The organism is Methanobrevibacter woesei, assembly GCF_003111605.1.
In the GTDB taxonomy this organism is placed as follows: domain Archaea; phylum Methanobacteriota; class Methanobacteria; order Methanobacteriales; family Methanobacteriaceae; genus Methanocatella; species Methanocatella woesei.
This window is the reverse complement of the sequence record NZ_MZGU01000004.1, coordinates 76297-98268: the sequence shown is the minus strand read 5'-3', so window position 1 is coordinate 98268 and position 21972 is coordinate 76297. Positions and strand designations below refer to the sequence as shown.

Genomic DNA, 21972 nt, shown 5'->3' with positions numbered 1-21972 from the left:
TTTATATATCTAAAAAATAACCTTAATATTATAAAAATTTTTAAAGAGATGGAAAAATGTATGCAATAATTATGGGTGCTGGAAGAGTAGGTTTTTCATTAGCTGGATTATTGATTGAAGATGGATATGACGTTACTTTAATTGAAAATGATAGAAAACTAGCTACTGATGCTGCTTCTGAATTAGATGCATTAGTTATATGTGGAAACGGTACTAACTCAACACTTTTAGAAGAAGCTAATATCCAAGATGCAGACTATTTTGTAGCAACTACTGGTAATGATGAAGCAAACCTTTTATCATGTATTCTAGTTAAAAAATATGAAGTACCAAACATTATTGCAAGAGTAAGTAACCCGGACCATGAAGAAGCATTTATGGAAGTGGGAATTGACAATGTAATCAACCCTGAAAGAGCAGCTTCAGGAGTTTTAGAAAGATTAATTACAAGACCTAATGTTGCAGATTTATTAACTCTTGGAGAAGGAGATGGAGAAATCTTAGAAATGACTGTGACAAATGATAAGATAGTAGGTAAACAAATAAAAGAGATTTCACCAACTAAAGATTACATTATCATAGCTACTTACAATAAAGATGGATCTTTAATTATTCCTCAACCAGAAAATATTCTAACTAGAGGAGAAAAAATATCTATTTTAGTAAAAAGAGGATGCTTTAAAAAAGTAGCTAAAAAAATTGAAAGATAAAATAATTTAAAGAAAAGAGTAGGAAACCTCAATATGTTTCTTACCATTACCCAAAACTATCGGTCCATGACCTGGAAGAATATTTTTAACATTCAACTCTTTTAATCTTTTAACTGATTCTTTTAACTGATTATAATCCCCACCAATATCAGTTCTGCCAACTCCACCATTAGCAAAAACAGTATCACCACAGATTAATGTTTCACCATCCCAAAGACATATTCCACCTTTAGAATGACCGGGAGTATGTAAAACTTCAAAATCTAAAATTTTTGAACCTTCTTTAAGTAATGAATCTACATCATGACGTTTAAGAGAACCATTAAATAAAAAAGAAACATTATCCTCATCTTCATCATTTTTTAAAGCATTTGCATCAAGTTCATGAATGTTAACCTTTGCATTAGGGAATAAATAATTACCTCCAACATGATCATAATGACAATGAGTGTTAACAATATCAGTAATATCTTCTGGATTTACACCCTGTTCCTTAAGTTTTGAATAAAGATAATCCTTATTTTGACCAGTTCCAGTATCAACTAAAATTTGTTTATTTAGCAAATAGCAGTTAGAATCAACACCTAAACCTTCAATGAAAATAATATCCTCAAAATTCATGAAAATAAATTTAAAATTAATAATATTTATGATTAACCAAGAATTAGTTTTGATTGATACGAACTAGATAAAACATTAGAACAAATATTTAATTAAGTGAAAAGTAATCAGAAAAAATAGTTTTTAATAGAAATGGGGTCACAGGGATTTGAACCCCGATCCTGGGATTTCTCTTGTCTCAGTACTCCAATTGATCATCACAACGGATACTGTTCAGTTACGCGTATTTTCTTCAAAGACAACTGGAGTCCCAGATGATGCCAGGTTACACTATAACCCCAACAGATAATAAATAAAGAGCCAAGAGAGAGATTTGAACTCCCGTGTAATGGATCTGCAGTCCACCGCTTCGCCGCTAAGCTATCTTGGCACACATTAAATACAGATATTTATAATTTGTATAATGCAATATATAAAGTTTACGATTAAAATTTCATTTGCCTATCAATACCTGTAATTTCATCAATTTCAAGACCCTTTTCCAGGGCAAAATTTTTTTCTATTTTATAATTATTACTTTTAGTTCTCTCAGTATTTTCTGGAGATAAAAACAACCATTTAGTGTACTTAAATTTAACTCCAATATACGGAATAGCTCCAAAAATATTTGCAAACTCACATAATGCATCAATTTGTGGAAAATCAATATAAATTTTATCTTTTGTAGTGGTTTTAACTTCAATAGCCAAATATATTTTTCCATTACCTGCAATAACATCTGGTAAGGGAACTTTAGTAGCTCCTCCAGAAGCTGGAGCTCTCATAGCTGCAAAATTTCTATCCCAAAGTTTATGAACTAAATCTCTTTCTTCTGCAGAACCTTTTTTAGCCAAATTAACACCCAATATCAAAATAATTTATTAAATAAATATTATTGATTCAGTAATAAAACTAGTTAATGATAGCATTTGAAAAGTAATATAATAATTAGTTAAATGCTCCGGCCGGGATTCGAACCCGAGTCTTCGGCTCGAAAGGCCGAAATGATTGGCCGGACTACACCACCGGAGCAAACTATCTAAAAAAAAGTCGCCTTTATCATCATGGGGCCGGGGCCGAGATTCGAACCCGAGTCACAGGATCCACAGTCCCGTAGGATGACCGCCTACCCTACCCCGGCAAAGGATAATAAAAAATAATGTTAGATGCGGGAGCAGGGATTCGAACCCTGGTAGACCTGCGTCAACAGGTCCTAAGCCTGTCCCCTTTGGCCTCTCGGGCACCCCCGCTTATAAAAAAGAAAGGATACAAGAAACCATTAAAAATCTTAACAAAATTTTTTAAATGCTCCGGCCGGGATTCGAACCCGAGTCTTCGGCTCGAAAGGCCGAAATGATTGGCCGGACTACACCACCGGAGCAAAAACAACTAGAAATTTTAAATATGGGCCCAATGGGGTTCGAACCCATGACCTTCCGGTTATGAGCCGGACGCTCTACCTGGCTAAGCTATGGGCCCAAAAGCGCCATCGACAGGGCTCGAACCTGTGACCAATCGGTTAACAGCCGAACGCTCTACCTACTGAGCTACGATGGCATAAAATAACCCAATTCTTAACCAAATATTGCACCCATGTTTAAAATTCAAAAGACTTTAAACAGTACAAAATAGTTTGAATTACATCATATATAAATCTTTTGATTAAAAATTACAATGAATTTTCAAAATCAGATGCGTAATCATACAACAATACAACATCTATTATTAATTTAGAATAAACTAATATATAACTTTAACTATATCATATAGAAATAATAAAAAATATACATGATTGCTATGAGTTCTAACATATTTGATTTAATGAAAAAAGCCAATAAAATAACTTTGGATAATCATGGAGACTTAGTTACCCTTGAAAGAGCAGTATTCTTATCATGGTGGTGTGATAAAGGAGATTGTGCCTTTTGTTATATGAGCACTCAGAAAAATAAAATAAAAGATCCATCTAAAGCTAAAAGAAAAATACCAAATATTTATGCAGAAGCTGAGATGTGTAAACGACTTAATTGGAATATAGAATTTTTATCTGGAGGTTATGAGTCATTTACTACACTTGAAATAAAGAAAATAGCTACTAACATCAAAAATATAATGGGAGATGGAGTTTGGTTAAATACAGGAATTACTGATGAACTTGAAGAATTTGGAAGTGAAATTAAAGGAATTACAGGTGCAGTTGAAATAGCTAATCCAAAACTACATAAAAAAATTTGTCCAAGTAAAGAATTAGATCAGATAAGCAACATGTTAGAAAAAGCAGGTGATTTAGGATTTAAAAAAGCAATCACCATTATTTTAGGGCTTGGAGAAACATTAGAAGATATAGATTATTTAATTGATTATATTAAAACTTATAAAATTGACAGAGTCATATTTTATTCATTAAATCCACATAAAGAAACAATATATGCAAATAGCTCACAGCCAGCATCTCTTTATTATGCAGAAGTTGTTTCAAGAATTAGAATTGAATTCCCAAAAATAGAAATTATTTGTGGAACATGGATTGATAATTTAGCAAATATAGGCATCTTAATTTTAAGTGGTGCTAATGGAATTACCAAATTCCCTCTTTTTAAAATGTTTGGAACAAAATATGGGAAAAGAGTCGAGGAAGAAGTTAAATTTGCTGGAAGAAAATTAAAAGGAACCTTTACAGATAAAAATCAGTTAGGCAATCCGCAAAGTGAAATTGATCCTAGTTTAGATAAGTTTATTAAAAGATACATCAAGGAATCATTAAAAAATAAATATTAAAAAATTAATAAGGAATTTCCAATGAATTTGAGAAAACCTCATAATTTTCATTATTTTTAGTATATTTAAGATTAACATTTCCCAATCTTAAAGTATCAGGCAATGAAGCATATTCTCCAAAATCTTTTCTTAAATCATCAATAGAAGGTATTTTAATAGAAAAAGAAACACTTTTAGAATTGAATGCATCAATAGAACCAAAATCATGAGTAAATGATTGAGAAGTAGCTATTACATTTTCAATGAGACTATCAGAGTCATTTTCAACTTCCCAGATTATATTAATCTCATTTTCATTATCATTTGATTCATCTTCTCTTTGAAATATAAAAATTTTTTCTTCAGACATGAAAAAACCTCCTAAATATTTATTAATTATATTAATTATAAAGATATATAATATAAAATTATTTATTTTAACTAAAATTTCCAAATTAATTGGAGGTAATTATTATTAGTGTCAATATGAAATGTGGACTTGAAATCCACGTACAATTAGAAACTGAATCTAAGCTATTTTGTGATTGTCCAACAAATTATCAAGAAGCTCCTGCAAATACAAACATTTGTCCTGTTTGTTTAAACCAACCGGGAGCAAAACCATATCCAACAAATGAAAAAGCTTTAGAAAATGCTTTAATGATTTCTTTAATGCTTAATTGTAAAATAGATACTGGATTTACCTATTTTATGAGAAAACACTATGATTACCCAGATTTACCATCTGGATATCAAAGAACATCAGTTCCTATTGGATATGAAGGAGAGTTAAATGGAGTTAGAATTAGAGAAATTCACATGGAAGAAGATCCTGGACAATACAAACCAGACAGAGGTATTGTAGATTTTAACCGTTCTGGAATCCCATTAATTGAGATTGTTACAGAACCAGATATAAAATCTCCAGAAGAGGCAAGAAACTTCTTAAAAGAACTCATTCGTGTTTTACAATACAGTGGAGGAGCACGTGGAGAAGGTACTATGAGAGCTGATGTTAACATTTCTATTGAAGGAGGAAACCGTGTAGAAATGAAAAACATCAACTCAATTAAAGGAGCTTACAAGGCTTTAAAATTTGAGTTAGTAAGACAAAAGAACCTCATGAAAAGAGGTGTGGAAATCAAACAAGAAACACGTGCTTACTTAGAATCTCAAATGATTACTGTTGGAATGAGATTAAAAGAAGATGCTGATGATTACAGATTTATTCCAGATCCAGATTTACCACCAATGGAAATTAGCGAAGAACAAATTAATAATGTATTAGAAACAATGCCAGAGGCACCACATAATAAAGTAAAAAGATTTGTGGAAGAATATAATATTGATGAAGAATCAGCAAAAGTATTAACCTCTGAACTTGATTTAGCTATTGCATATGAAGAAGTAGCTAAAGAAGTAGATTCCAAATTTGCTGCACAATGGATGAGAGATGAACTTAAAAGAGTTTTATCTTACAATAAATTAGACTTTGCTGAAAGTGGAATCACTGCTAAACATTTAGTTGAATTCTTAAACATGCTTATAAATAAAGAGATTACCACCAAAGCAGGTCAAAGAATCATTGAAAACATGCCAAATAATGAAAAATCACCTAAAGCTATTGCAGAAGAATTAGGATTACTTGGTGTTGTAAAAGATGATGAAATAATAGCTGCAGTAAAACAAGCTATTGAAGAAAATCCAAAAGCAGTAAACGATTATTTAGAAGGTCAAAAAGCTTCTCTTAACTTCCTTGTAGGGCAAGTAATGAGATTAACACGTGGAAAAGCAGACCCTGGCGAAACTGTAAAATTATTAAAAGACAACATAGAATAAAGAAGGAGGAATATAATGCCTAATAAAAAATCTTTAGTTAAAGATTATATGACAAAAAATGTTATTAGTGTAAATCCTTCCACTCCAACTGAAGATGTTATTAGAATTATGAAAGAAAGTGACCACAACAGTTATCCAGTTGTAGATGAAAACAACAAGCTAGTTGGAATGGTTACTTCCTTTGATATTCTCCTTAAAGATTGGGCTGATGAAGTTAAAGATTTAATGAGTACTGATTTGGTTGTAGCAAATGAAAATTTATCTATTAACGATGCATCAAGAGTAATGTTTAGAAGAGGTATTTCTAGACTTCCTGTTATAAATAAAAATGAAGAACTTGTAGGAATTATCACTAACACAGATATGGTTCGCTCACATATTGAAAGATCCACACCAACTAAAGTAGAATATTTCAAAAGCACTATGGAACAATTATATGGAATTAAGACTACTTTAAAACGTATGGATGTTGACACTGATAAATTAAGACCAACACAAGATAGAATTTATGCTGATGAACTTGAAGGTAGAACTTACGAGTTAAAAAGAGGACTAGCTGAACCTGCCATTGTTGTTAAAACAGGAAACAGATGGATTTTAGTTGATGGACATCACAGATCAGTAGCAGCTAAAAAATTAGGCTGTGAAAAAATTGATTGCTATGTAATCGAGCTAGAAAAAGACATTGTTTTAGGTATGGAAAAAACAGCAGATAAAGCAGGAATCCATACTTTTGATGATATTGAAATTATCGATGATGACCAACATCCATTAATAGCAATTACTGAAAGTATAAAAGATAATATGAATAAGAATAAGAGGGATTAATTTGGCTGATGAAAAAATTCTTAGAGCAGTTTATGAAACTTTAGAATCAAGAAGAGATAATCCTAGTGATTCATACACCTCAAAACTAATGCAAGATAGTGATAAAAAAGCAGAAGATAAAATTCTTGAAAAAATAGCTGAAGAAGCAGGAGAAGTTATTTTAGCTGCTAAAAATAATGAAAATCTGGTTTATGAATCTGTTGATTTAATGTTTTTCACATTATTAAACTGTGTTTACAAAGGAATATCTATTGATGAACTTTTTGAAGAATTTGAAAGAAGACACAAATAATTATAATGTGTATTCCATATTACTCATTCCTCTTTCAAAACTTCCTATTTTAACTCTTTTTTTATTAAATGTTTTAAATCCAATTCTTTCATATAATGATTTTGCACCAGTGTTTCTAAAATCAGCATCTAGAGTAACTCTATTGAATCCTCTTTTTTTAGACTCTTCAATGACTAAATTTAAAACTTCCCTTCCAAGTCCTTTACCTCTTTGTGAACTTGAAATAGCTAATTCTGCAACATGAACATCTCCCTGTAAAACATCACATAATACAAAATGATCTAAAATATCAACAATAAATAATTTTAAACCACCAAAAGATGTTAATTGTTTAAAGGAATGCCAAAAAGATGGTTTTTTATTAACCCAAAAGATAACCATCCCTATAATTTCTCCTAAATCATCTAAAATGACCCAGATACTTTCATCTTTATCTAAATACTTTTCAATAGCTAGAACTGCTTTATTTTTATCACTGAAAAGCATATCAAATGTTCTAAAATCAACATCATAAATTAAAGTAGCTACTTCATGGACATCATGAATTTCCGGATTAAAATTTTCAAATTTCATACTTTACTCTTAATAATTGTAATTGCAAAAACAGCAGCACCAAAACCATTGTCAATATTGACAACAGCTATTCCTGGAGCGCATGACTGAAGCATTGCATTTAATGCAACAACCCCTCCTTCACCTACACCATATCCTACAGAAGTTGGAACCGCAATAACTGGAATATCAACTAAACCTGCAACAACAGAAGGCAAAGCCCCCTCCATTCCAGCACAAACAATAAGAACTGAAACCCCTTGTTCAAGCATATTTGCTATTTGCGGGAATAATCTATGAATACCTGCAACTCCTACATCATAAGAAGTGATAGCTTCACATCCACTTTCTTCAATGATTACCTTAGCTTCTTCTGCAATATTAATATCAGAAGTTCCAGCAGTGATAATTCCTATTTTACCTAATGGTTCAGACTCTTTATTAAAAGATGTTTTTATAACCAATATTTCTGCTCTTTTATTATAATCAAAGATAAATCCCTCATCTTTAAGATATCCCACATCACTAACTAATTTTTCATATCTTTTATTTGACAATTTTGTAATGATTAAATTTTCAACATCATCAAAGGGTTTTTTATCTTTAAAATAGTTCTGAATAATTAACACCAAATCTTCATAATCTTTACTTGGAGCAAAAACAGCCTCTGGAAAACCAGTTCTTGAGGATCTGTTTTCATCAAATTTAGCTATTTCATCAAATTCCAATATATTATTAGCTTTAATAAGATTTTCACATTCCTCGATAGTGATTTTTCCATCTTTAAAATCTTTTAAAACATCTTTCATAATATCATAAATTATTTATTACAATATCATATTTAAATATAATAGTGCATGGGATTTCTATGATAGTTAAAAAAATATTAGTTCAAGGAATAGTTCAAGGAGTAGGTTTTAGACCTTTTGTTTATAGATTAGCAACAAATCTTAATCTCTCAGGAACTGTAAAAAATCTAGGAAATGTTGTTGAAATAAAATTAAAAGGAATCAATGATGTTATTGAAGAATTTATTCATCGTTTACAAAATGAATTACCTCCAATAGCTAAAATTGATTCTCTTGAAATTAGTGAAGTATATAACGAGAATTTTGATAACTTTAAAATATTGGAAAGCGATGATTCCTATAGTGGAGAATCTGTAATTCCACCAGACGTGGCAATCTGTGATAAATGTTTAGCTGAAATTAGAAATCCCAATGATAGAAGATATAAGTACCCCTTTAATGCATGTACTGATTGTGGACCTAGATTTACTGTAATTGAAACTGTCCCATATGATAGAATTAGAACAAGTATGGAAGATTTCCCCTTATGCGACAAATGTGAAGTAGAATATAGAAATCCATTAGATAGAAGATACCATGGAGAGGCTATTTGCTGTGAAGATTGCGGACCTTCAATGGAAATATACAAAGGCCATGAAAAAGTGGATAGTGAAAATCCAATTAAATATGCAGCTGACAGACTAGCTGAAGGTAGAATAATTGCAATAAAAGGTATTGGTGGAACACACCTTGTTGTTGATGCAAAAAATAATGGTGCCATTAAAGAATTAAGAAAAAGACTGGGCCGTGAAATGCAAGCTTTTGCTGTGATGAGTAAAGATTTAGAAACAGTGAAAAGTTATGCAGTGCTCTCAAAAAAAGAAATTAAAACAATAACTTCCAATAAAAGACCAATTGTCATATTGAAGAAAAATAAATATTATGATTTTCCTGAAAGCCTAAGTCCAGGACTTCATAATATTGGTGTAATGCTTCCTTACTCCCCAATGCACTATCTATTATTTGATGAAAGTGAAGATATTTCCACTTATGTAATGACATCTGCAAATATTCCTGGAAATCCTATGATGATTACAAATGAAGAAATTTTATCTTTGGATAATGTTGCAGATTATTTCTTACTACATAACCGTAGAATTTTAAATAGATGTGATGATTCAGTTATTAGATTTAGAAATGATGAATTATCATTTATACGCAGATCAAGAGGTTATACTCCAGAACCTTATAAAATAAGTGAAAAATATTCAATTAATAAGGATACTGTCCTTGCTTTAGGGCCTGAATTAGATGTTACATTTTCAATAGCTAAAAAAGATATTGTATATCCATCACAACATATTGGGAACACTAATAAATACAAAACATTTAATTTCCTTAAAGAAGCTATTGAGCATTTGAAAAGAATTACAAAAATTAATGAATTTGACACCATTGCCTGTGATTTACATCCACAGTTTTTCACAACAAAATTAGCAAATGAACTTTCAGATGTCTATGATGCTCAAGTGTTACCAGTACAACACCACCATGCCCATGCAGCGGCATTAGCCAATGATAACAATATTGATGAAATGATTGTAATAGCTGCAGATGGAGTCGGTTATGGGAGTGATAAAACCAGTTGGGGTGGAGAAATTCTTTATACCGATATCAGTGATTTTAAAAGAATGGCATCACTTGAAGTTCAAAAGATGCCCGGGGGAGATCAAGCAACCAAATATCCTGCAAGAATGCTCGCTTCAATATTATCAAATGAATATTCAAATGATGAATTAGAAGATATTTTAAAATCAAATTACAGTCACTTTTTCAAATATGGAAATATCGAAATTGACAATGTCATTAAACAATTAAATTCTAACCTAAATGTTGGTTTAAGTACAAGTACTGGCCGTGTTCTTGACTCTGTTTCTGTTGCACTTAACATATGCGGTGAGAGAACTTATGAAGGAGAATGTTCCATGAAACTTGAATCTGTAGCATATGGTGCAAGGGGAGATATTGAAATTCCTTTTGAAATTAAAAATAACAAATTGAACACAAGTAAAATATTAAGAGAAGTTATTGAATTAAAAGAAAAAGGAGAGAATGTTAAAGAAATAGCTAATGCTGCACAAAATGCAATAAGTAATGGTTTAAGTGAACTTGCTATAAGAAATGCTGATAAAAAAGGAGTAAATCAAATTGGAGCTACTGGTGGAGTATTCTACAATGAAGCTATTACATTAGCATGTAAAAATTATATAACCAGTAGAGGATTTGAATTTATACAACATAAAAATACTTGTGCAGGAGATGGATCAGTATCCCTTGGACAAGCAATAGTGGCTAAATTAAAAAAATAAAAAAAGATATTTATCTATTTTTTAGAGTTCTTTCAAGAATATACTCGGCCCTATTCTTAAGATTATCATATAATCTAATTTGATTTTTAAGCTCTTCAACAGCTTCTAATTGACCATTATCTATTCTTTTTTCAATATCTAAAAGTTTAGACCATTCATCACCAGATGGAAGTTGTAATGTTGATAACATATCATCTGAAACATTTACTTTGAAAGAATTTCTGTTAATTGTAATATGAACATTCACTTCATTTGGCAAATCATAATATTTACGCGGTCTACCCCTAACGATTTTTTTAAAAGAAGAATTCAAAATTCCAATTTCTTCCATAGCCCTTAAATGTTCAATAATAGCTTTCTGACCAATGTTTAATGCATTAGAAATTTCACTTACAAACATTGGTTCTTCTCTAAGAAGATTAATAATATCCCTTCTTGTTTTACATCCCATAACATCAAGTATAGCTTCCATATCCACATCACTTAATGCGTTGTCATAATCCCCATGAATTTCTATACTGCTATGAGCACTAGGAAAGTTATTAACATTTTTACGGTATGGTCTTTTTTCATCAGTAGTGTTGTTAATATCTTTCATAATAATAAATTATACAAAAGGGTTTATATAACTTTTTGTTACTATAATGGAAAAAGCGATTTTATTTATAAATAAAATTGAATCAAATAAAGAACTGAAACTTATCCAATATATAAACAAATAACAAATTTCCATTAAAAATTAAAAATATTAATTTATATATTATTTTTATAGATTTAATTAATTTTAAATAATTAATTTACTCAAATTAAGTATTTAACATGAATTTTACAAATATTATAAAAATTTTAAAATAACCAAAAGTTTCTTTAAACATGCAAAATAGCGAAAGGTTTATATAACCTTTTGTAACTATAATAATACAAGAGAAAAGATAACTTTTTGTTACTTTAATATTTGGTTTGAAAAAACTCAAAATATAGTCGTTGTTAGTAAAACCATTTTCCTATATATCCATAAATTTCCAAAAAACCAAATACCATATATAAAAAGTTAAATTCTCAGAACAACGACTTTATTGAGTTTTTTAGAAATTTAAAAAACAGTGAAAGGTAATTTTATGGCTAATGATAAAAAAGATGAAAAAAAGAACGATCTTCAAGAAGAAACCCAAGAAGAACTTCTTGAAAAGCTAGAATCTAAAAATGAAGAAATAGCTAAACTTCAGGAAGAACTTGAAAAACAAGAAGATCAAACCAACGAATATATATCATACAGCCAAAGACTTCAAGCAGATTTTGAAAATTACAAAAGGCATAGTGAAAAGCAAAATGCAGAAATTATAAAATATGCCAATGAACAATTAATTTCAAACATATTAGATAGCTATGAAGACTTAGAAAGAGCTTTAAATCAATCTAACAATGAAAAAGAATTAAGAGAAGGTGTTGAATTAATTTATTCAAAACTTAAAGATATTTTAGAAAAAGAAGGGTTAAAAGAAATCCCTACTGAAGGTGAAAAATTTGACCCATTTAAACATGAAGCTCTAATGGCTGAAAATAATGATGACTTTGAAAATGGATATATTATTGAAGAATTAATGAAAGGATATACACTTAAAGATAAAGTCCTCAAATATTCAAAAGTAAAAGTCTGTAAAAAATAATGTTTATAAATCAATTACTTATTCAAAAAATCAAAGGTGATAATTATGGCTGATAATACTAAAAAAGAAAAAATAATTGGTATTGACCTTGGTACCAGTAATTCTGCAGCATCCGTTCTTGTAGGAGGAAAACCAACTGTAATCCCTTCTGCAGAAGGAGCAAGTCAATATGGTAAAGCATTTCCAAGTTATGTTGCTTTTACCGATGATGGACAAATGTTAGTTGGAGAACCAGCAAGAAGACAAGCTGTAACCAATCCAGAAAATACCATCAGTGCAATTAAAAGAAGTATGGGTACTGATCACAAAGTTACAGTAAATGGAAAACAATATTCTCCACAAGAAATCTCTGCATTCATCTTACAAAAAATTAAAAAAGATGCAGAATCCTTCTTAGGCGAACCTGTAGAAAAAGCTGTTATTACTGTACCAGCTTACTTTGATGACAACCAAAGGACTGCAACTAAAGATGCAGGTACAATTGCAGGATTAGATGTTGTAAGACTTGTAAACGAACCAACAGCAGCTAGCTTAGCATACGGTATTGATAAACAAGAAGATGATGATGTCAACATCATGGTATACGATTTAGGTGGAGGTACCTTAGACGTAACCATCATGGAATTCGGTGGAGGAGTATTTGAAGTAAAAGCTACCAGTGGGGACACTCAACTTGGTGGTACAGACATGGATAATGTCTTATTAAAATACTTAGCTGATGAATTCGAAAAAGAAAATGGAATTAACCTTATGGATGATGATCAAGCAGTACAAAGGTTAAGAGAAGCAGCTGAAAAAGCAAAAATCGAATTATCCACCACTATCACAACTGAAGTAAACTTACCATTTATTACAATGGGTGCAGATGGAACTCCTAAAAACTTAATTATCACCCTTACTAGAGCAAAATTAGAAGAATTAGTAGATTCCATTGTCCAAAAATCTGGAAAACCAATGCAACAAGCATTAGATGATGCAAAAATGAGTAAAAGCGACATTGATAAAATCATCCTTGTTGGTGGACCTACCAGAATGCCTATTGTACAACAATATGTTGAAAAATTCATAGGAAAACCAATTGAACGTGGTATTGACCCAATGGAATGTGTATCTATGGGAGCAGCTATTCAAGGAGGAGTACTTGCAGGAGAAATCAAAGACTTAGTTCTTTTAGATGTAACTCCATTATCTTTAGGTATTGAAACCCTTGGAGGAGTATCAACAACTCTTATTGAAAGAAACACTACCATTCCTACCAAAAAAAGTCAAATATTCTCAACTGCAGCAGATAACCAACCATCTGTAGATATCCATGTATTACAAGGTGAAAGACCAATGGCTGCAGATAACACTACCCTTGGAAGATTCCAATTAGTAGGTATCCCACCTGCACCAAGAGGAGTACCTCAAATTGAAGTAACCTTCGATATTGATGCAAATGGTATCATAAATGTATCTGCAAAAGATAAAGGTACTGGAAAAGAACAAGCTATCACAATTACTTCTTCAACTAAATTATCTGAGGAAGAAATCCAACAAAAAGTTAAAGAAGCAGAAATGAATGCTGAAGCAGATAAGAAAAAACAAGAAGAAATTGAAGTTAGAAACAATGCAGATTCAATGATTTACACCGCTGAAAAAACTGTAGAAGAATTAAAAGATCAAATTTCAGATGATGAAAAATCAAACATTGAAAAACTTGTAGAAGAATTAAGAGAACTTATAACTGGCGATGATATTGCTGCCATTAAAGAAAAAACTGAAGAGTTAACAAAAGTTGTACAAGAAATTGGTGCAAAAATATATCAACAAGCTGAAGCTGCACAACAAGCTCAACAAGCTGGCCAAAATCCTAATGCAGGAGCTGGAGAAGCACCAAACAACGACGATGATGACACAATTGATGCAGATTATAAAGTAAAAGACGATTAAATAGTAAAAATAATTAAAAAAAGGTTGTTTATTAATCTATTAATATAAGTACAGAATCAAGAATCAAATAATAAACTAACATAATAGATTAAAAAATAAACACCTATTTACTATTTTTTTAATTCTAATTATTACTAAGGTGACCACATGGCAGAAAAGCGAGATTATTATGAAGTCCTTGGAGTAGACAAAAATGCTGATGAAAAGGAAATCAAAAAAGCATATCGTAAACTAGCTATGAAATACCACCCTGACGTTAGCGATGATGAAGACTCTACAGAGAAATTCAAAGAAATCAGTGAAGCTTATGCTGTCTTATCAGATGAAGATAAACGTCAAAAATATGATCAATTTGGTCATGCAGGTATGGAAGGATTTACTGCAGAAGACTTCTATCAAAATGTAAACTTTGAAGATATTTTCCAAGGATTTGACATAGGAAATATCTTTGATATGTTCGGTTTTGGTGGAGGTTCAAGACGTGGCCCAAGAGGTGCACAAGGTCCGCAAAGAGGTTCTGATATCTACACAGAAATTACAATTTCTTTAGAAGAAGCATACTCTGGATGTGAAAAAGAAATTAAAATAAGACGTGATGCATTATGTCCAACATGTAATGGAAGTAAATCAAAACCCGGTAGCGAACCGCAAGTTTGTCAAACATGTGGCGGTACAGGACAAGTGAAACAAGTAAGTAACACCATTCTTGGACAAATGATGAATATTAGACCATGTAGAGAATGTGGTGGTACTGGTAAAATAATTACTGACCCTTGTGATACTTGTAATGGAAAAGGAAAAATCCGTGAAAGTAAAGAGATTAGTATAGACATACCTGCAGGAGTTAGTGAAGGAGACCGTTTAAGAGTAAGTGGTGAAGGTAACTGTGGAGAAACCACAGGTCTTGAAGGAAACCTCATAGCTACAATACATATCAAAAATAATAGAAACTTTGAAAGAGATGGAACTCATCTTTACTATACAAAAGAAATCAGTTTCCCAGAAGCTAGTTTAGGTTCAGAAGTTACCATCCCAACAATTGATGGAAAAGAAATTGAACTTACAATACCTGCTGGAACACAAAGCGGATCTGTTTTCAGAGTTAAAAACCAAGGAATGCCTTCTTTAAAATATAATGATAGAGGAAACATGTATGTTACTGTAAATGTAGTGGTTCCTCAAAAATTAAATAAACATCAAAAAGAATTATTAGAAAAATTCGCAAAAATCAGTGGTGACGAAATAAAACACACTGAAAAAGGTTTCTTTGACAAATTTAAAGAAGCCATCAACAAGTAAGTTAGCTATTAAATAGCTAATTTACATTTTTTACTAACTATTTCTATCAATTAAATTGAATATAGACTCAAATAAAAACTATTTTTATAAATTTTAAATAAAATTACAATAGCTATTTTTTATTATATGACTATGATTTTAAAAAAATATATAAAAAATAAACAAGATGTACATGAAATAATCTAAATAAATGATATATCACAAAAATAGAAAAGTTATTAATAATTATAGCCTGTTAAGAGTAACCCACCTTCTGTTTAACAGCATTCATCTTAGCGAACTACCTTGCCTAGAACAGTTCATTATTGGCAACTTTGTTCTTGCATCCTATGGAATGGCCGTTTCACCGATTCTTTTAATGTCCTCAAAAAATATCATTGTCAATCATTAAAAGCCGTGTCGTTTCTGCTCCAGAGTCATACCTCTCAGTATACGTTTTTCAACGCCATAGTCTGTAACGATGGGCGGAGTTTCCTTAGTTTAAATACAAAAAACCAGTAGCTGTCTTTAACTTGCTATAATTATTAAAAAGTAGCAGGGCCTAGATTTGAACTAGGGATCTCGGGGTTATGAGCCCCGCGGGATCACCAGACTACCCCACCCTGCTATGAATACAAAAGTAAATAGTTTATATAACTACACTATAAAATATTAGCTATTATAATATATAAATATTTCTATTTTAAACATTAAATATAATAAAAAAATATATTTTGAAAAAAATAAAATAAAAGATAGAAAGGAATCTATTTTTCAAGTGATTTAATCCTTTCATCAATTTCATCTAATTTAGATCTTGTCTCATCTTGGAATTTTTTAGAATCTTTTTTGAATTTTTTAAATTTGCTGTCTAATTCATCAACAGACTTAGCAGTATTTTCAAATTTCTTTTCAAGGCTTTCCAAATCATTCAAAGTAGCTAAAGACCAATCTTGAATTAATTGATCACTTTTTTCATCAAGAAAAGCATCAATCTTTTTAGAAAATGCATCAGTGTTAAAACCGGACATATCAATATCACTTAATCTAACTTTAATTTTTTTACCCATTCCTTCTTTTTCTTTTTCAATTTCATCTTCAACAGTAGAAAGTTCTTTATAATCAGAAGTTCCATCCCTATGTAGTATTTGATCCATATGAGGATCAGCAGTAGCTGGAACATATGATTTAATTTTGCTTGAAATATTAGGATTATTTATTAAAAAGTAATAAATAAGAATTAATACAGCAATTATTAAGATAATAACTGCAATTGCTTCACCTGCTTGCATATAATCACCTTATTTACTTCTTCTGAGTTTTTCCTCTTTAGCTTCAATTTCTTTAAGCATTTTTTCCAATTTTCTTTGCTCAGTTTGAGCTTCTAAACGAGCTAATCTCTCATTTATTTCACTATGTAAAAATCCAACTTCACTTCTAACTTGAGTAGTTGATTTCCTAATAGCAGAAAGACTTTCCTGTTGTTCTTTTGGAAGAGGGATTGGAGTATCCATTAATCTTTTGGACTCTAAATCTTTTTCAACCATTGCCATTTTTTTAAGTTCAATTTCCTTTTCAAGCATTAAAATATCATTTTTAGACTGTGCAACTTTCCTCCATTGAACAACCACAATAATTATAACAATACATACAATAAGTACAAGTATTAATATAAATATTTGATTAGGGATAGTTGGAATGTTAAAGTTTGGCATATTCTGCCTCCCATATTACTTATCATAAGATAATATTTAAAACAAAGTATATAAAAATTATGAAAAGATAAATAATATATTAAGTATAGATGTGAGAAGGTAATATTTATGATAGATTCATATATAAAAGCAGGAAAAATTGTTTCTAAAATAAGAAAAGACGCTTCTAAAATGATTAAAGAAGGATTACCTGTTATAGATCTCGTTGAATTTGTAGAAGGCGAAATAATTAAAAGTGGAGCTGGAATTGCATTCCCATGTAATGTATCCATTAACGAAGTAGCTGCACATTATACTTCACCTTTAAACGATGAAACACTAATATATGGAGGAGACTTAGTAAAACTTGATTTAGGAGCTGAAGTTGATGGATATATAGCTGATTCTGCAATTACAGTATTAGCACCTGGAAAAAATTTAGATGAACGCTTTGATGACGACACATTAAATTTAAATCAAGAAATAATTGAAGCATCTGCAGCAGGTCTAGAAGCAGCTATTAGCACAGTAAGAGCAGGTGTAGAAATTGGAAAAATAGGAGCTGCCGTTGAAGAAGCAATAAATGAATATGAATTAAATCCAATAGCTAATTTAACAGGCCACAGTTTAGAATATAATAATTTACATGCAGGATTATCAATTCCAAATATAAACAATCATGACACTACTATATTAGAAGAAGAACAAGCAATAGCTATTGAACCTTTTGCAACTAATGGAGTAGGATGGGTTAATGATAGCCCTGGAACATATATCTATTCCTATTTAGCAGACAAACCCTTTAGAATGAAAAATACACAAAAAACTTTAAATTATATCAAGAAAAATTATAGATTCCTTCCATTCTCAGGCAGATGGTTAACAGAAGAATTTAATGAACATAGACTTCACACTTCTTTAAAACAGTTATCTGAAGCTATGGCTATTTATCCATATCATCCATTAAAAGAAAAAACTGGATGCTGGGTTTCACAAAAAGAACATACAGTAATCGTAGAAAAAGAAGGTTGTACCATTACAACTCTTTAAATAACTAATTTTTTAAAAAAAATAAAAAAAAGAAGAAGAATTAGTAGTAAGTTACAGTCGGAAGACCTAACTTAGTTCTTCTTTCAATTTCTTTTTTAGCGTTGTTTTTCTTACCTTTAGCTAATTTTTCAAGTAAAGGTAATCCTGGTTTTACTTCATCCATTGGTTTTGTTTCAATTAAACCAGCGGAAACAGCAGCGGAAAATATACTAGAACCATCATCAGTTCTTGTTAAAACAGTGGACCAACCATCAGGAGAACCTACTGATCCAGTTGAAACATCTGCATATTCACAAACATAGTCTTGACATATGTTACAAGCAGCTTGTTCATATCCATGAGTTTCTTTAAGACCAATACCTTGTTCTTCACCGTTTTCATGAATCCAGAATTTTCCTTTTCCAATATCCATTTTATCAATATCTGATAATGAAGAATTCATTTTAGCTTCTACAAAAGTGTCTAATGAAGCCATTGGGAAGTTTTCCATACAGAAAATACCAATTAATAATTTAATTTTATCAGCAATGAATCTTGTAGCAAATGGATATGCTTGAGCTTTTCTAATACCTTGCATTTGACAAGGAGTAACAACAGTTCCTATTTTTTCAAGCCCAGCTTGACGAGCAGCTTCTTTAATACCAAATACATTTGGAGACATTGAATATTTAGTTCCTGCAGCAGCAAGTACTTCATCAGCAGTAGTTGCTATTTGTGGAACAGGTTTCCAATCATCTCCAGGATCTCCAGCTACTACAGCTCCTTCAATAATACCTTCTTCAATAGCATAAATAAGTAATGCTGAAGCAATACCTCCATCTTGTGCTACTTTTTGAATTCTTTTATCAGTGGATCTAGCTGAAAGTGCTTCTTTGTAAGTACCTAATACCATCAATAATCCCCCTAAAGTCCTGTTTCTTTCTTAATTTGTTTTTCAGGTAACCAAGACCTTGGACACATTGTGTAACAAGATCCACATTTAATACATCTATCAGTGTTAATATTTGGTCTACCTTCAACCATTTGAATAGCTCTAGTTTGACATGCAAGACCACATGTTCCACAACCACAACATAATGCATTACGGATTACATTGTTTAATAAATCACAACCACATGCAGTTGAACAAGCAGCTAAGTCTAATGCAGGTTGTAAATATTCCATATCGCCTTCAATTAAAGCAACAACAGATTTTGCAATCATTTCAGGAGATACTGGACAACCAGGGAGAACTAAATCTACTTTTACTAAACTGCTAATTGGTAAGAAAGATTCATGTTTAGGTTGTGCTTGTTGTCCACCACGTGCATAGGTTGTGAAACAACCATTAGCTGCACAAGAACCAAATGCACAGATTAAAGTGGATTTTTCTCTTGCTTCTAATAATTCATGAACACTGTGTTCATCTTGTAAACATACTGAACCTTCAACTAAACATAAGTCCATTTCAGGCATTTCCCATAAATCTACTAAGGTTTGACCATAAACAATGTCAACCATATCAGTAAGAAGAACATCTAAAATGTCATAATTTTCAGTTAAAGACATTCCATCACCAGTACATCCACTTAAGTGAATGTAACCTATACGTGGTTTAGCAGCTGCTTTGGTTTCAGCAGGTTTAGCAGCAGGTTCTGGTGCTTTTTCTTCAACTTTAGGAGTAGATTGAACTTGTGGTTTTTCTTCTTTGACCGGTTCTTCAGATCCGCCAAAAACTTTTTTTAATTTTGAAAACATTATAATACCCCAATTTCCTTTAAAATGATATCTATAGCTTTAGGAATCGCCGCTTCAACAGAGTCAGATAATCCCATTACAACATCTGGTGAAGAGATTTCTTCTGGTTTACAACCAACAATAACAACTTCACAAGATTTTGCCAACTCATGAAGTGGCTCTTCAACAGGCCAAGTGTGTGCATTTTCATATTTACCTTTTGGCATGTCATAAGGGGAGAATATTTTTACAGTTCCAGGTTCAGCATCAAACTCCACAACATCAACTACTATCACTTTTTTCCAATATTCATCAGGAAGAGAAAATATAAAATGTGTTGCTCCGGTTCCAGCATCAATAAACATGGTTTCGTCAGGCATTTCTTTATCTTCGAAATATTCTTCTAATTTATGAATGACCATAGGTCCAAATCCATCATCTTTGAATAGAATATTTCCACATCCAACTACTATTGTCTCTGCATGATACGGCATATTATTTCATCTCCTTGACTTAGATTCTCACCATTTCGTTTTTAATTACACTTTTATCTTCGTCATTTACAACCATTACGTGAGTAGCACAAGATAAACATGGATCGTAAGCTCTAATAACATGTGGAGCTAATTCATGTGAAAATCCTTCAGTTGCAGGACCCATAGTTGGTATATTCCAGGTAGTTGGAACAATAGCTGAATAAAATTGAGTTTTACCATTTTCAATTTTAGACATGTGTACATTAGTTCCCCTTGGACCTTCAATTACACCAATACCTAATTTACCAGTACCTCTTGGGTCATAATCTGCTCTAGCAGAAGCAGAAGTATCTAATTCATCAAGAGCATCAAGACATAATTGATAATTAACTAACATTTCATCTGCTCTAGCAACGTGTTGAGCAATTACACCTTTGCCTTTAAATCCATGGAATTTTTCCATTCTAGCTCTAGGACCAGTTTCAACATTTTTACCATCCCATAATGGTATGGTAGTACATGCTTTTTTACCAATGTCTGAGTCATCATACCATGCTTCAGGTAAAACTTCAGAGAATTTATCTAAGTCAAACCAGTCGTTGTCCCCATATGCACCACTACTTGCTAAAACAGGTGCATCAACAACACCTAAATCTTTAGGAAGTCCAGCTTCAAGAACAAAGTTTTTAATTAATTCAACATGAGCTTCAAGTGTTTCTTTAAGATCAGTCATTCTTGTGACTAATTTATCTTTAGCAAGTGGAGAAATGTTCCTTGCCATTCCACCAACTCTAATATCTGCAGGGTGAATACCTTCACCAGCAATCATATCTACAACATATTGTACTGTTTTTCTTATTGTAGATACACTTTTTACTGCAGTTGCAAATTGATCATCTGGAACAATATCTGGTGCAACTAAAAAGTGGTGAATTGCAGCACTGTTAATATTATGAGCAGCTAAAGTAGCTTCTCTTAAAAGTCTAGCTGCTTTAGGAATTTCAATACCTAAAGAACTGTCAACAGCTTCAACAGAAGCTAATGTATGTGGTATTGGGCAGACACCACAAATCCTTTGGCACAAAACAGGTGCAGTTTCAGGACTTTTGTTAAGAACCATCTTTTCTAAACCCCTAACAGGAGTAATACTCAAATACCTTCCTTTTGTAACTATCCCCTCATCGTCAACATCCATGACTAATTCGGCATGACCTTCTTGACGAGAAGTAGGAGATATAACTATTCTGTCTTTCAAATGTGTCACCTCAATTCTAAATTAGAAACTAACATTTAATATATTAATATAAAGTTAATTATTAAAAGTAGGTTTTAGAATAAATCGAAAGATTTATATAGTAATGCAAAAATAACATATATGATTTTCAGATTGTAAAAATTTAAGTAGTTCAATATACATAAATATA

At 31.4% G+C, this 21972-nt stretch carries 22 protein-coding genes, 9 tRNA genes and 1 other RNA gene; 10 read left to right on the top strand and 22 right to left on the bottom strand.

From position 1 onward, the window contains the following. Nucleotides 1-56 precede the first annotated feature (56 nt). The gene (locus MBBWO_RS02935) at nt 57-710 is read left to right on the top strand and encodes a potassium channel family protein (protein WP_116669390.1); all 654 of its coding nucleotides are present in this window, start codon (nt 57-59) and stop codon (nt 708-710) included. Between the two features lie 6 nt (nt 711-716). On the opposite strand, the gene MBBWO_RS02930 is transcribed toward MBBWO_RS02935, so the two are convergent. From MBBWO_RS02930 to MBBWO_RS02890, 10 genes are all read right to left on the bottom strand, one after another. Then, nucleotides 717-1331, bottom strand: coding sequence for an MBL fold metallo-hydrolase (locus MBBWO_RS02930; RefSeq protein ID WP_116669389.1), 615 nt, complete (start codon nt 1329-1331; stop codon nt 717-719). 133 nt (nt 1332-1464) lie between these two features. After that, nucleotides 1465-1611 (bottom strand) — tRNA-Trp (locus tag MBBWO_RS08100). A gap of 18 nt (nt 1612-1629) precedes the next feature. Then, nucleotides 1630-1701: transfer RNA gene (locus tag MBBWO_RS02925), tRNA-Cys, on the bottom strand. A 55-nt stretch (nt 1702-1756) separates the two neighbouring features. Then, nucleotides 1757-2164 carry a Holliday junction resolvase Hjc gene (hjc, locus tag MBBWO_RS02920; protein WP_116669388.1) on the bottom strand — a complete coding sequence of 136 codons (408 nt, stop codon included), beginning with the start codon at nt 2162-2164 and terminating at the stop codon, nt 1757-1759. A 103-nt stretch (nt 2165-2267) separates the two neighbouring features. Further along, nucleotides 2268-2342 (bottom strand) — tRNA-Glu (locus MBBWO_RS02915). Between the two features lie 33 nt (nt 2343-2375). After that, nucleotides 2376-2451: transfer RNA gene (locus MBBWO_RS02910), tRNA-His, on the bottom strand. Nucleotides 2452-2477: 26 nt separating this feature from the next. Beyond that, a tRNA-Leu gene (locus MBBWO_RS02905) sits at nt 2478-2560 on the bottom strand. 56 nt (nt 2561-2616) lie between these two features. Next, a tRNA-Glu gene (locus MBBWO_RS02900) sits at nt 2617-2691 on the bottom strand. Between the two features lie 24 nt (nt 2692-2715). After that, a tRNA-Ile gene (locus tag MBBWO_RS02895) sits at nt 2716-2789 on the bottom strand. 5 nt (nt 2790-2794) lie between these two features. Beyond that, a tRNA-Asn gene (locus MBBWO_RS02890) sits at nt 2795-2867 on the bottom strand. Between the two features lie 231 nt (nt 2868-3098). On the opposite strand from MBBWO_RS02890, the gene MBBWO_RS02885 reads away from it, so the two are divergent. Further along, entirely contained in the window at nt 3099-4088 is a 990-nt protein-coding gene (locus MBBWO_RS02885) for a radical SAM protein (RefSeq protein WP_116669387.1), read from the top strand. 4 nt (nt 4089-4092) lie between these two features. Here MBBWO_RS02885 and MBBWO_RS02880 read toward each other — a convergent pair whose 3' ends face one another. Beyond that, nucleotides 4093-4437: a hypothetical protein gene (locus tag MBBWO_RS02880; RefSeq protein ID WP_116669386.1), complete on the bottom strand. Its 345-nt coding sequence runs from the start codon at nt 4435-4437 to the stop codon at nt 4093-4095. 116 nt (nt 4438-4553) lie between these two features. Here MBBWO_RS02880 and gatB point away from each other — a divergent pair, with 116 nt between their 5' ends. From gatB to hisE, 3 genes are read left to right on the top strand one after another with little or no spacing between them, the layout of a single operon-like run. Next, complete coding sequence (gatB, locus tag MBBWO_RS02875; protein ID WP_116669385.1) at nt 4554-5906, top strand: Asp-tRNA(Asn)/Glu-tRNA(Gln) amidotransferase subunit GatB; 1353 nt, start codon at nt 4554-4556, stop codon at nt 5904-5906. 15 nt (nt 5907-5921) lie between these two features. Further along, nucleotides 5922-6734, top strand: a complete 813-nt coding sequence (locus tag MBBWO_RS02870; RefSeq protein ID WP_116669384.1) for a CBS domain-containing ParB/RepB/Spo0J family partition protein — start codon at nt 5922-5924, stop codon at nt 6732-6734. 1 nt (nt 6735) lies between these two features. Continuing rightward, a complete protein-coding gene (hisE, locus tag MBBWO_RS02865) occupies nt 6736-7026 on the top strand; it encodes a phosphoribosyl-ATP diphosphatase (RefSeq protein ID WP_116669383.1) in 291 nt (96 codons plus the stop codon). Here hisE and MBBWO_RS02860 read toward each other — a convergent pair whose 3' ends face one another. Together MBBWO_RS02860 and larB are read right to left on the bottom strand one after the other, a co-directional pair. Further along, on the bottom strand, nt 7027-7599 hold the full coding sequence (locus tag MBBWO_RS02860) for a GNAT family N-acetyltransferase (RefSeq protein WP_116669382.1): 573 nt from the start codon (nt 7597-7599) through the stop codon (nt 7027-7029). Continuing rightward, nucleotides 7596-8387 carry a nickel pincer cofactor biosynthesis protein LarB gene (gene larB, locus MBBWO_RS02855; RefSeq protein ID WP_116669381.1) on the bottom strand — a complete coding sequence of 264 codons (792 nt, stop codon included), beginning with the start codon at nt 8385-8387 and terminating at the stop codon, nt 7596-7598. The genes MBBWO_RS02860 and larB overlap by 4 nt, the downstream gene beginning before the upstream one ends. A gap of 59 nt (nt 8388-8446) precedes the next feature. Between larB and hypF the strand changes: the two genes are divergently transcribed. Continuing rightward, nucleotides 8447-10735, top strand: coding sequence for a carbamoyltransferase HypF (hypF, locus tag MBBWO_RS02850; protein ID WP_116669380.1), 2289 nt, complete (start codon nt 8447-8449; stop codon nt 10733-10735). A 10-nt stretch (nt 10736-10745) separates the two neighbouring features. On the opposite strand, the gene MBBWO_RS02845 is transcribed toward hypF, so the two are convergent. Beyond that, nucleotides 10746-11333, bottom strand: coding sequence for an ArsR/SmtB family transcription factor (locus tag MBBWO_RS02845; RefSeq protein WP_116669379.1), 588 nt, complete (start codon nt 11331-11333; stop codon nt 10746-10748). A 520-nt stretch (nt 11334-11853) separates the two neighbouring features. Between MBBWO_RS02845 and grpE the strand changes: the two genes are divergently transcribed. From grpE to dnaJ, 3 genes are all read left to right on the top strand, one after another. Next, entirely contained in the window at nt 11854-12402 is a 549-nt protein-coding gene (grpE, locus tag MBBWO_RS02840) for a nucleotide exchange factor GrpE (protein ID WP_116669378.1), read from the top strand. Between the two features lie 45 nt (nt 12403-12447). Then, on the top strand, nt 12448-14334 hold the full coding sequence (dnaK, locus tag MBBWO_RS02835; RefSeq protein ID WP_116669377.1) for a molecular chaperone DnaK: 1887 nt from the start codon (nt 12448-12450) through the stop codon (nt 14332-14334). A 147-nt stretch (nt 14335-14481) separates the two neighbouring features. Continuing rightward, nucleotides 14482-15633: a molecular chaperone DnaJ gene (gene dnaJ / locus MBBWO_RS02830; protein ID WP_116669376.1), complete on the top strand. Its 1152-nt coding sequence runs from the start codon at nt 14482-14484 to the stop codon at nt 15631-15633. A 230-nt stretch (nt 15634-15863) separates the two neighbouring features. On the opposite strand, the gene rnpB is transcribed toward dnaJ, so the two are convergent. The 4 genes from rnpB to MBBWO_RS02810 form a co-directional block, all read right to left on the bottom strand. Beyond that, nucleotides 15864-16149: RNase P RNA component (gene rnpB, locus MBBWO_RS02825), an RNA gene on the bottom strand. 16 nt (nt 16150-16165) lie between these two features. Continuing rightward, a tRNA-Met gene (locus MBBWO_RS02820) sits at nt 16166-16240 on the bottom strand. Nucleotides 16241-16379: 139 nt separating this feature from the next. Continuing rightward, nucleotides 16380-16904, bottom strand: a complete 525-nt coding sequence (locus MBBWO_RS02815; protein ID WP_116669375.1) for a hypothetical protein — start codon at nt 16902-16904, stop codon at nt 16380-16382. A 9-nt stretch (nt 16905-16913) separates the two neighbouring features. Further along, on the bottom strand, nt 16914-17327 hold the full coding sequence (locus MBBWO_RS02810; protein WP_116669374.1) for a hypothetical protein: 414 nt from the start codon (nt 17325-17327) through the stop codon (nt 16914-16916). Between the two features lie 108 nt (nt 17328-17435). Here MBBWO_RS02810 and map point away from each other — a divergent pair, with 108 nt between their 5' ends. After that, nucleotides 17436-18356, top strand: coding sequence for a type II methionyl aminopeptidase (gene map, locus MBBWO_RS02805; RefSeq protein WP_116669373.1), 921 nt, complete (start codon nt 17436-17438; stop codon nt 18354-18356). A gap of 40 nt (nt 18357-18396) precedes the next feature. Here map and frhB read toward each other — a convergent pair whose 3' ends face one another. The 4 genes from frhB to frhA are packed head-to-tail and all read right to left on the bottom strand — an operon-like array spanning nt 18397 to nt 21803. Beyond that, a complete protein-coding gene (gene frhB, locus MBBWO_RS02800) occupies nt 18397-19248 on the bottom strand; it encodes a coenzyme F420 hydrogenase subunit beta (RefSeq protein ID WP_116669372.1) in 852 nt (283 codons plus the stop codon). A gap of 11 nt (nt 19249-19259) precedes the next feature. Continuing rightward, a complete protein-coding gene (frhG, locus tag MBBWO_RS02795) occupies nt 19260-20093 on the bottom strand; it encodes a coenzyme F420 hydrogenase subunit gamma (RefSeq protein ID WP_116669371.1) in 834 nt (277 codons plus the stop codon). Next, nucleotides 20093-20566, bottom strand: a complete 474-nt coding sequence (frhD, locus tag MBBWO_RS02790) for a coenzyme F420-reducing hydrogenase, FrhD protein (RefSeq protein WP_116669370.1) — start codon at nt 20564-20566, stop codon at nt 20093-20095. Before frhD ends, frhG begins: the two co-directional genes overlap by 1 nt. A 19-nt stretch (nt 20567-20585) precedes the next feature. Continuing rightward, nucleotides 20586-21803, bottom strand: a complete 1218-nt coding sequence (gene frhA / locus MBBWO_RS02785; protein WP_116669369.1) for a coenzyme F420 hydrogenase subunit alpha — start codon at nt 21801-21803, stop codon at nt 20586-20588. Nucleotides 21804-21972 lie beyond the last annotated feature (169 nt).

Coding starts and splice junctions, on each gene's coding strand:
- MBBWO_RS02935 (WP_116669390.1), top strand. CDS start 57: ATGTATGCAATAATTATGGGTGCTGGAAGAGTAGGTTTTTCATTAGCT.
- MBBWO_RS02930 (WP_116669389.1), bottom strand. CDS start 1,331: ATGAATTTTGAGGATATTATTTTCATTGAAGGTTTAGGTGTTGATTCT.
- MBBWO_RS02885 (WP_116669387.1), top strand. CDS start 3,099: ATGATTGCTATGAGTTCTAACATATTTGATTTAATGAAAAAAGCCAAT.
- MBBWO_RS02880 (WP_116669386.1), bottom strand. CDS start 4,437: ATGTCTGAAGAAAAAATTTTTATATTTCAAAGAGAAGATGAATCAAAT.
- gatB (WP_116669385.1), top strand. CDS start 4,554: ATGAAATGTGGACTTGAAATCCACGTACAATTAGAAACTGAATCTAAG.
- MBBWO_RS02870 (WP_116669384.1), top strand. CDS start 5,922: ATGCCTAATAAAAAATCTTTAGTTAAAGATTATATGACAAAAAATGTT.
- MBBWO_RS02860 (WP_116669382.1), bottom strand. CDS start 7,599: ATGAAATTTGAAAATTTTAATCCGGAAATTCATGATGTCCATGAAGTA.
- larB (WP_116669381.1), bottom strand. CDS start 8,387: ATGAAAGATGTTTTAAAAGATTTTAAAGATGGAAAAATCACTATCGAG.
- hypF (WP_116669380.1), top strand. CDS start 8,447: ATGATAGTTAAAAAAATATTAGTTCAAGGAATAGTTCAAGGAGTAGGT.
- MBBWO_RS02845 (WP_116669379.1), bottom strand. CDS start 11,333: ATGAAAGATATTAACAACACTACTGATGAAAAAAGACCATACCGTAAA.
- grpE (WP_116669378.1), top strand. CDS start 11,854: ATGGCTAATGATAAAAAAGATGAAAAAAAGAACGATCTTCAAGAAGAA.
- dnaK (WP_116669377.1), top strand. CDS start 12,448: ATGGCTGATAATACTAAAAAAGAAAAAATAATTGGTATTGACCTTGGT.
- dnaJ (WP_116669376.1), top strand. CDS start 14,482: ATGGCAGAAAAGCGAGATTATTATGAAGTCCTTGGAGTAGACAAAAAT.
- MBBWO_RS02815 (WP_116669375.1), bottom strand. CDS start 16,904: ATGCAAGCAGGTGAAGCAATTGCAGTTATTATCTTAATAATTGCTGTA.
- MBBWO_RS02810 (WP_116669374.1), bottom strand. CDS start 17,327: ATGCCAAACTTTAACATTCCAACTATCCCTAATCAAATATTTATATTA.
- map (WP_116669373.1), top strand. CDS start 17,436: ATGATAGATTCATATATAAAAGCAGGAAAAATTGTTTCTAAAATAAGA.
- frhB (WP_116669372.1), bottom strand. CDS start 19,248: ATGGTATTAGGTACTTACAAAGAAGCACTTTCAGCTAGATCCACTGAT.
- frhG (WP_116669371.1), bottom strand. CDS start 20,093: ATGTTTTCAAAATTAAAAAAAGTTTTTGGCGGATCTGAAGAACCGGTC.
- frhD (WP_116669370.1), bottom strand. CDS start 20,566: ATGCCGTATCATGCAGAGACAATAGTAGTTGGATGTGGAAATATTCTA.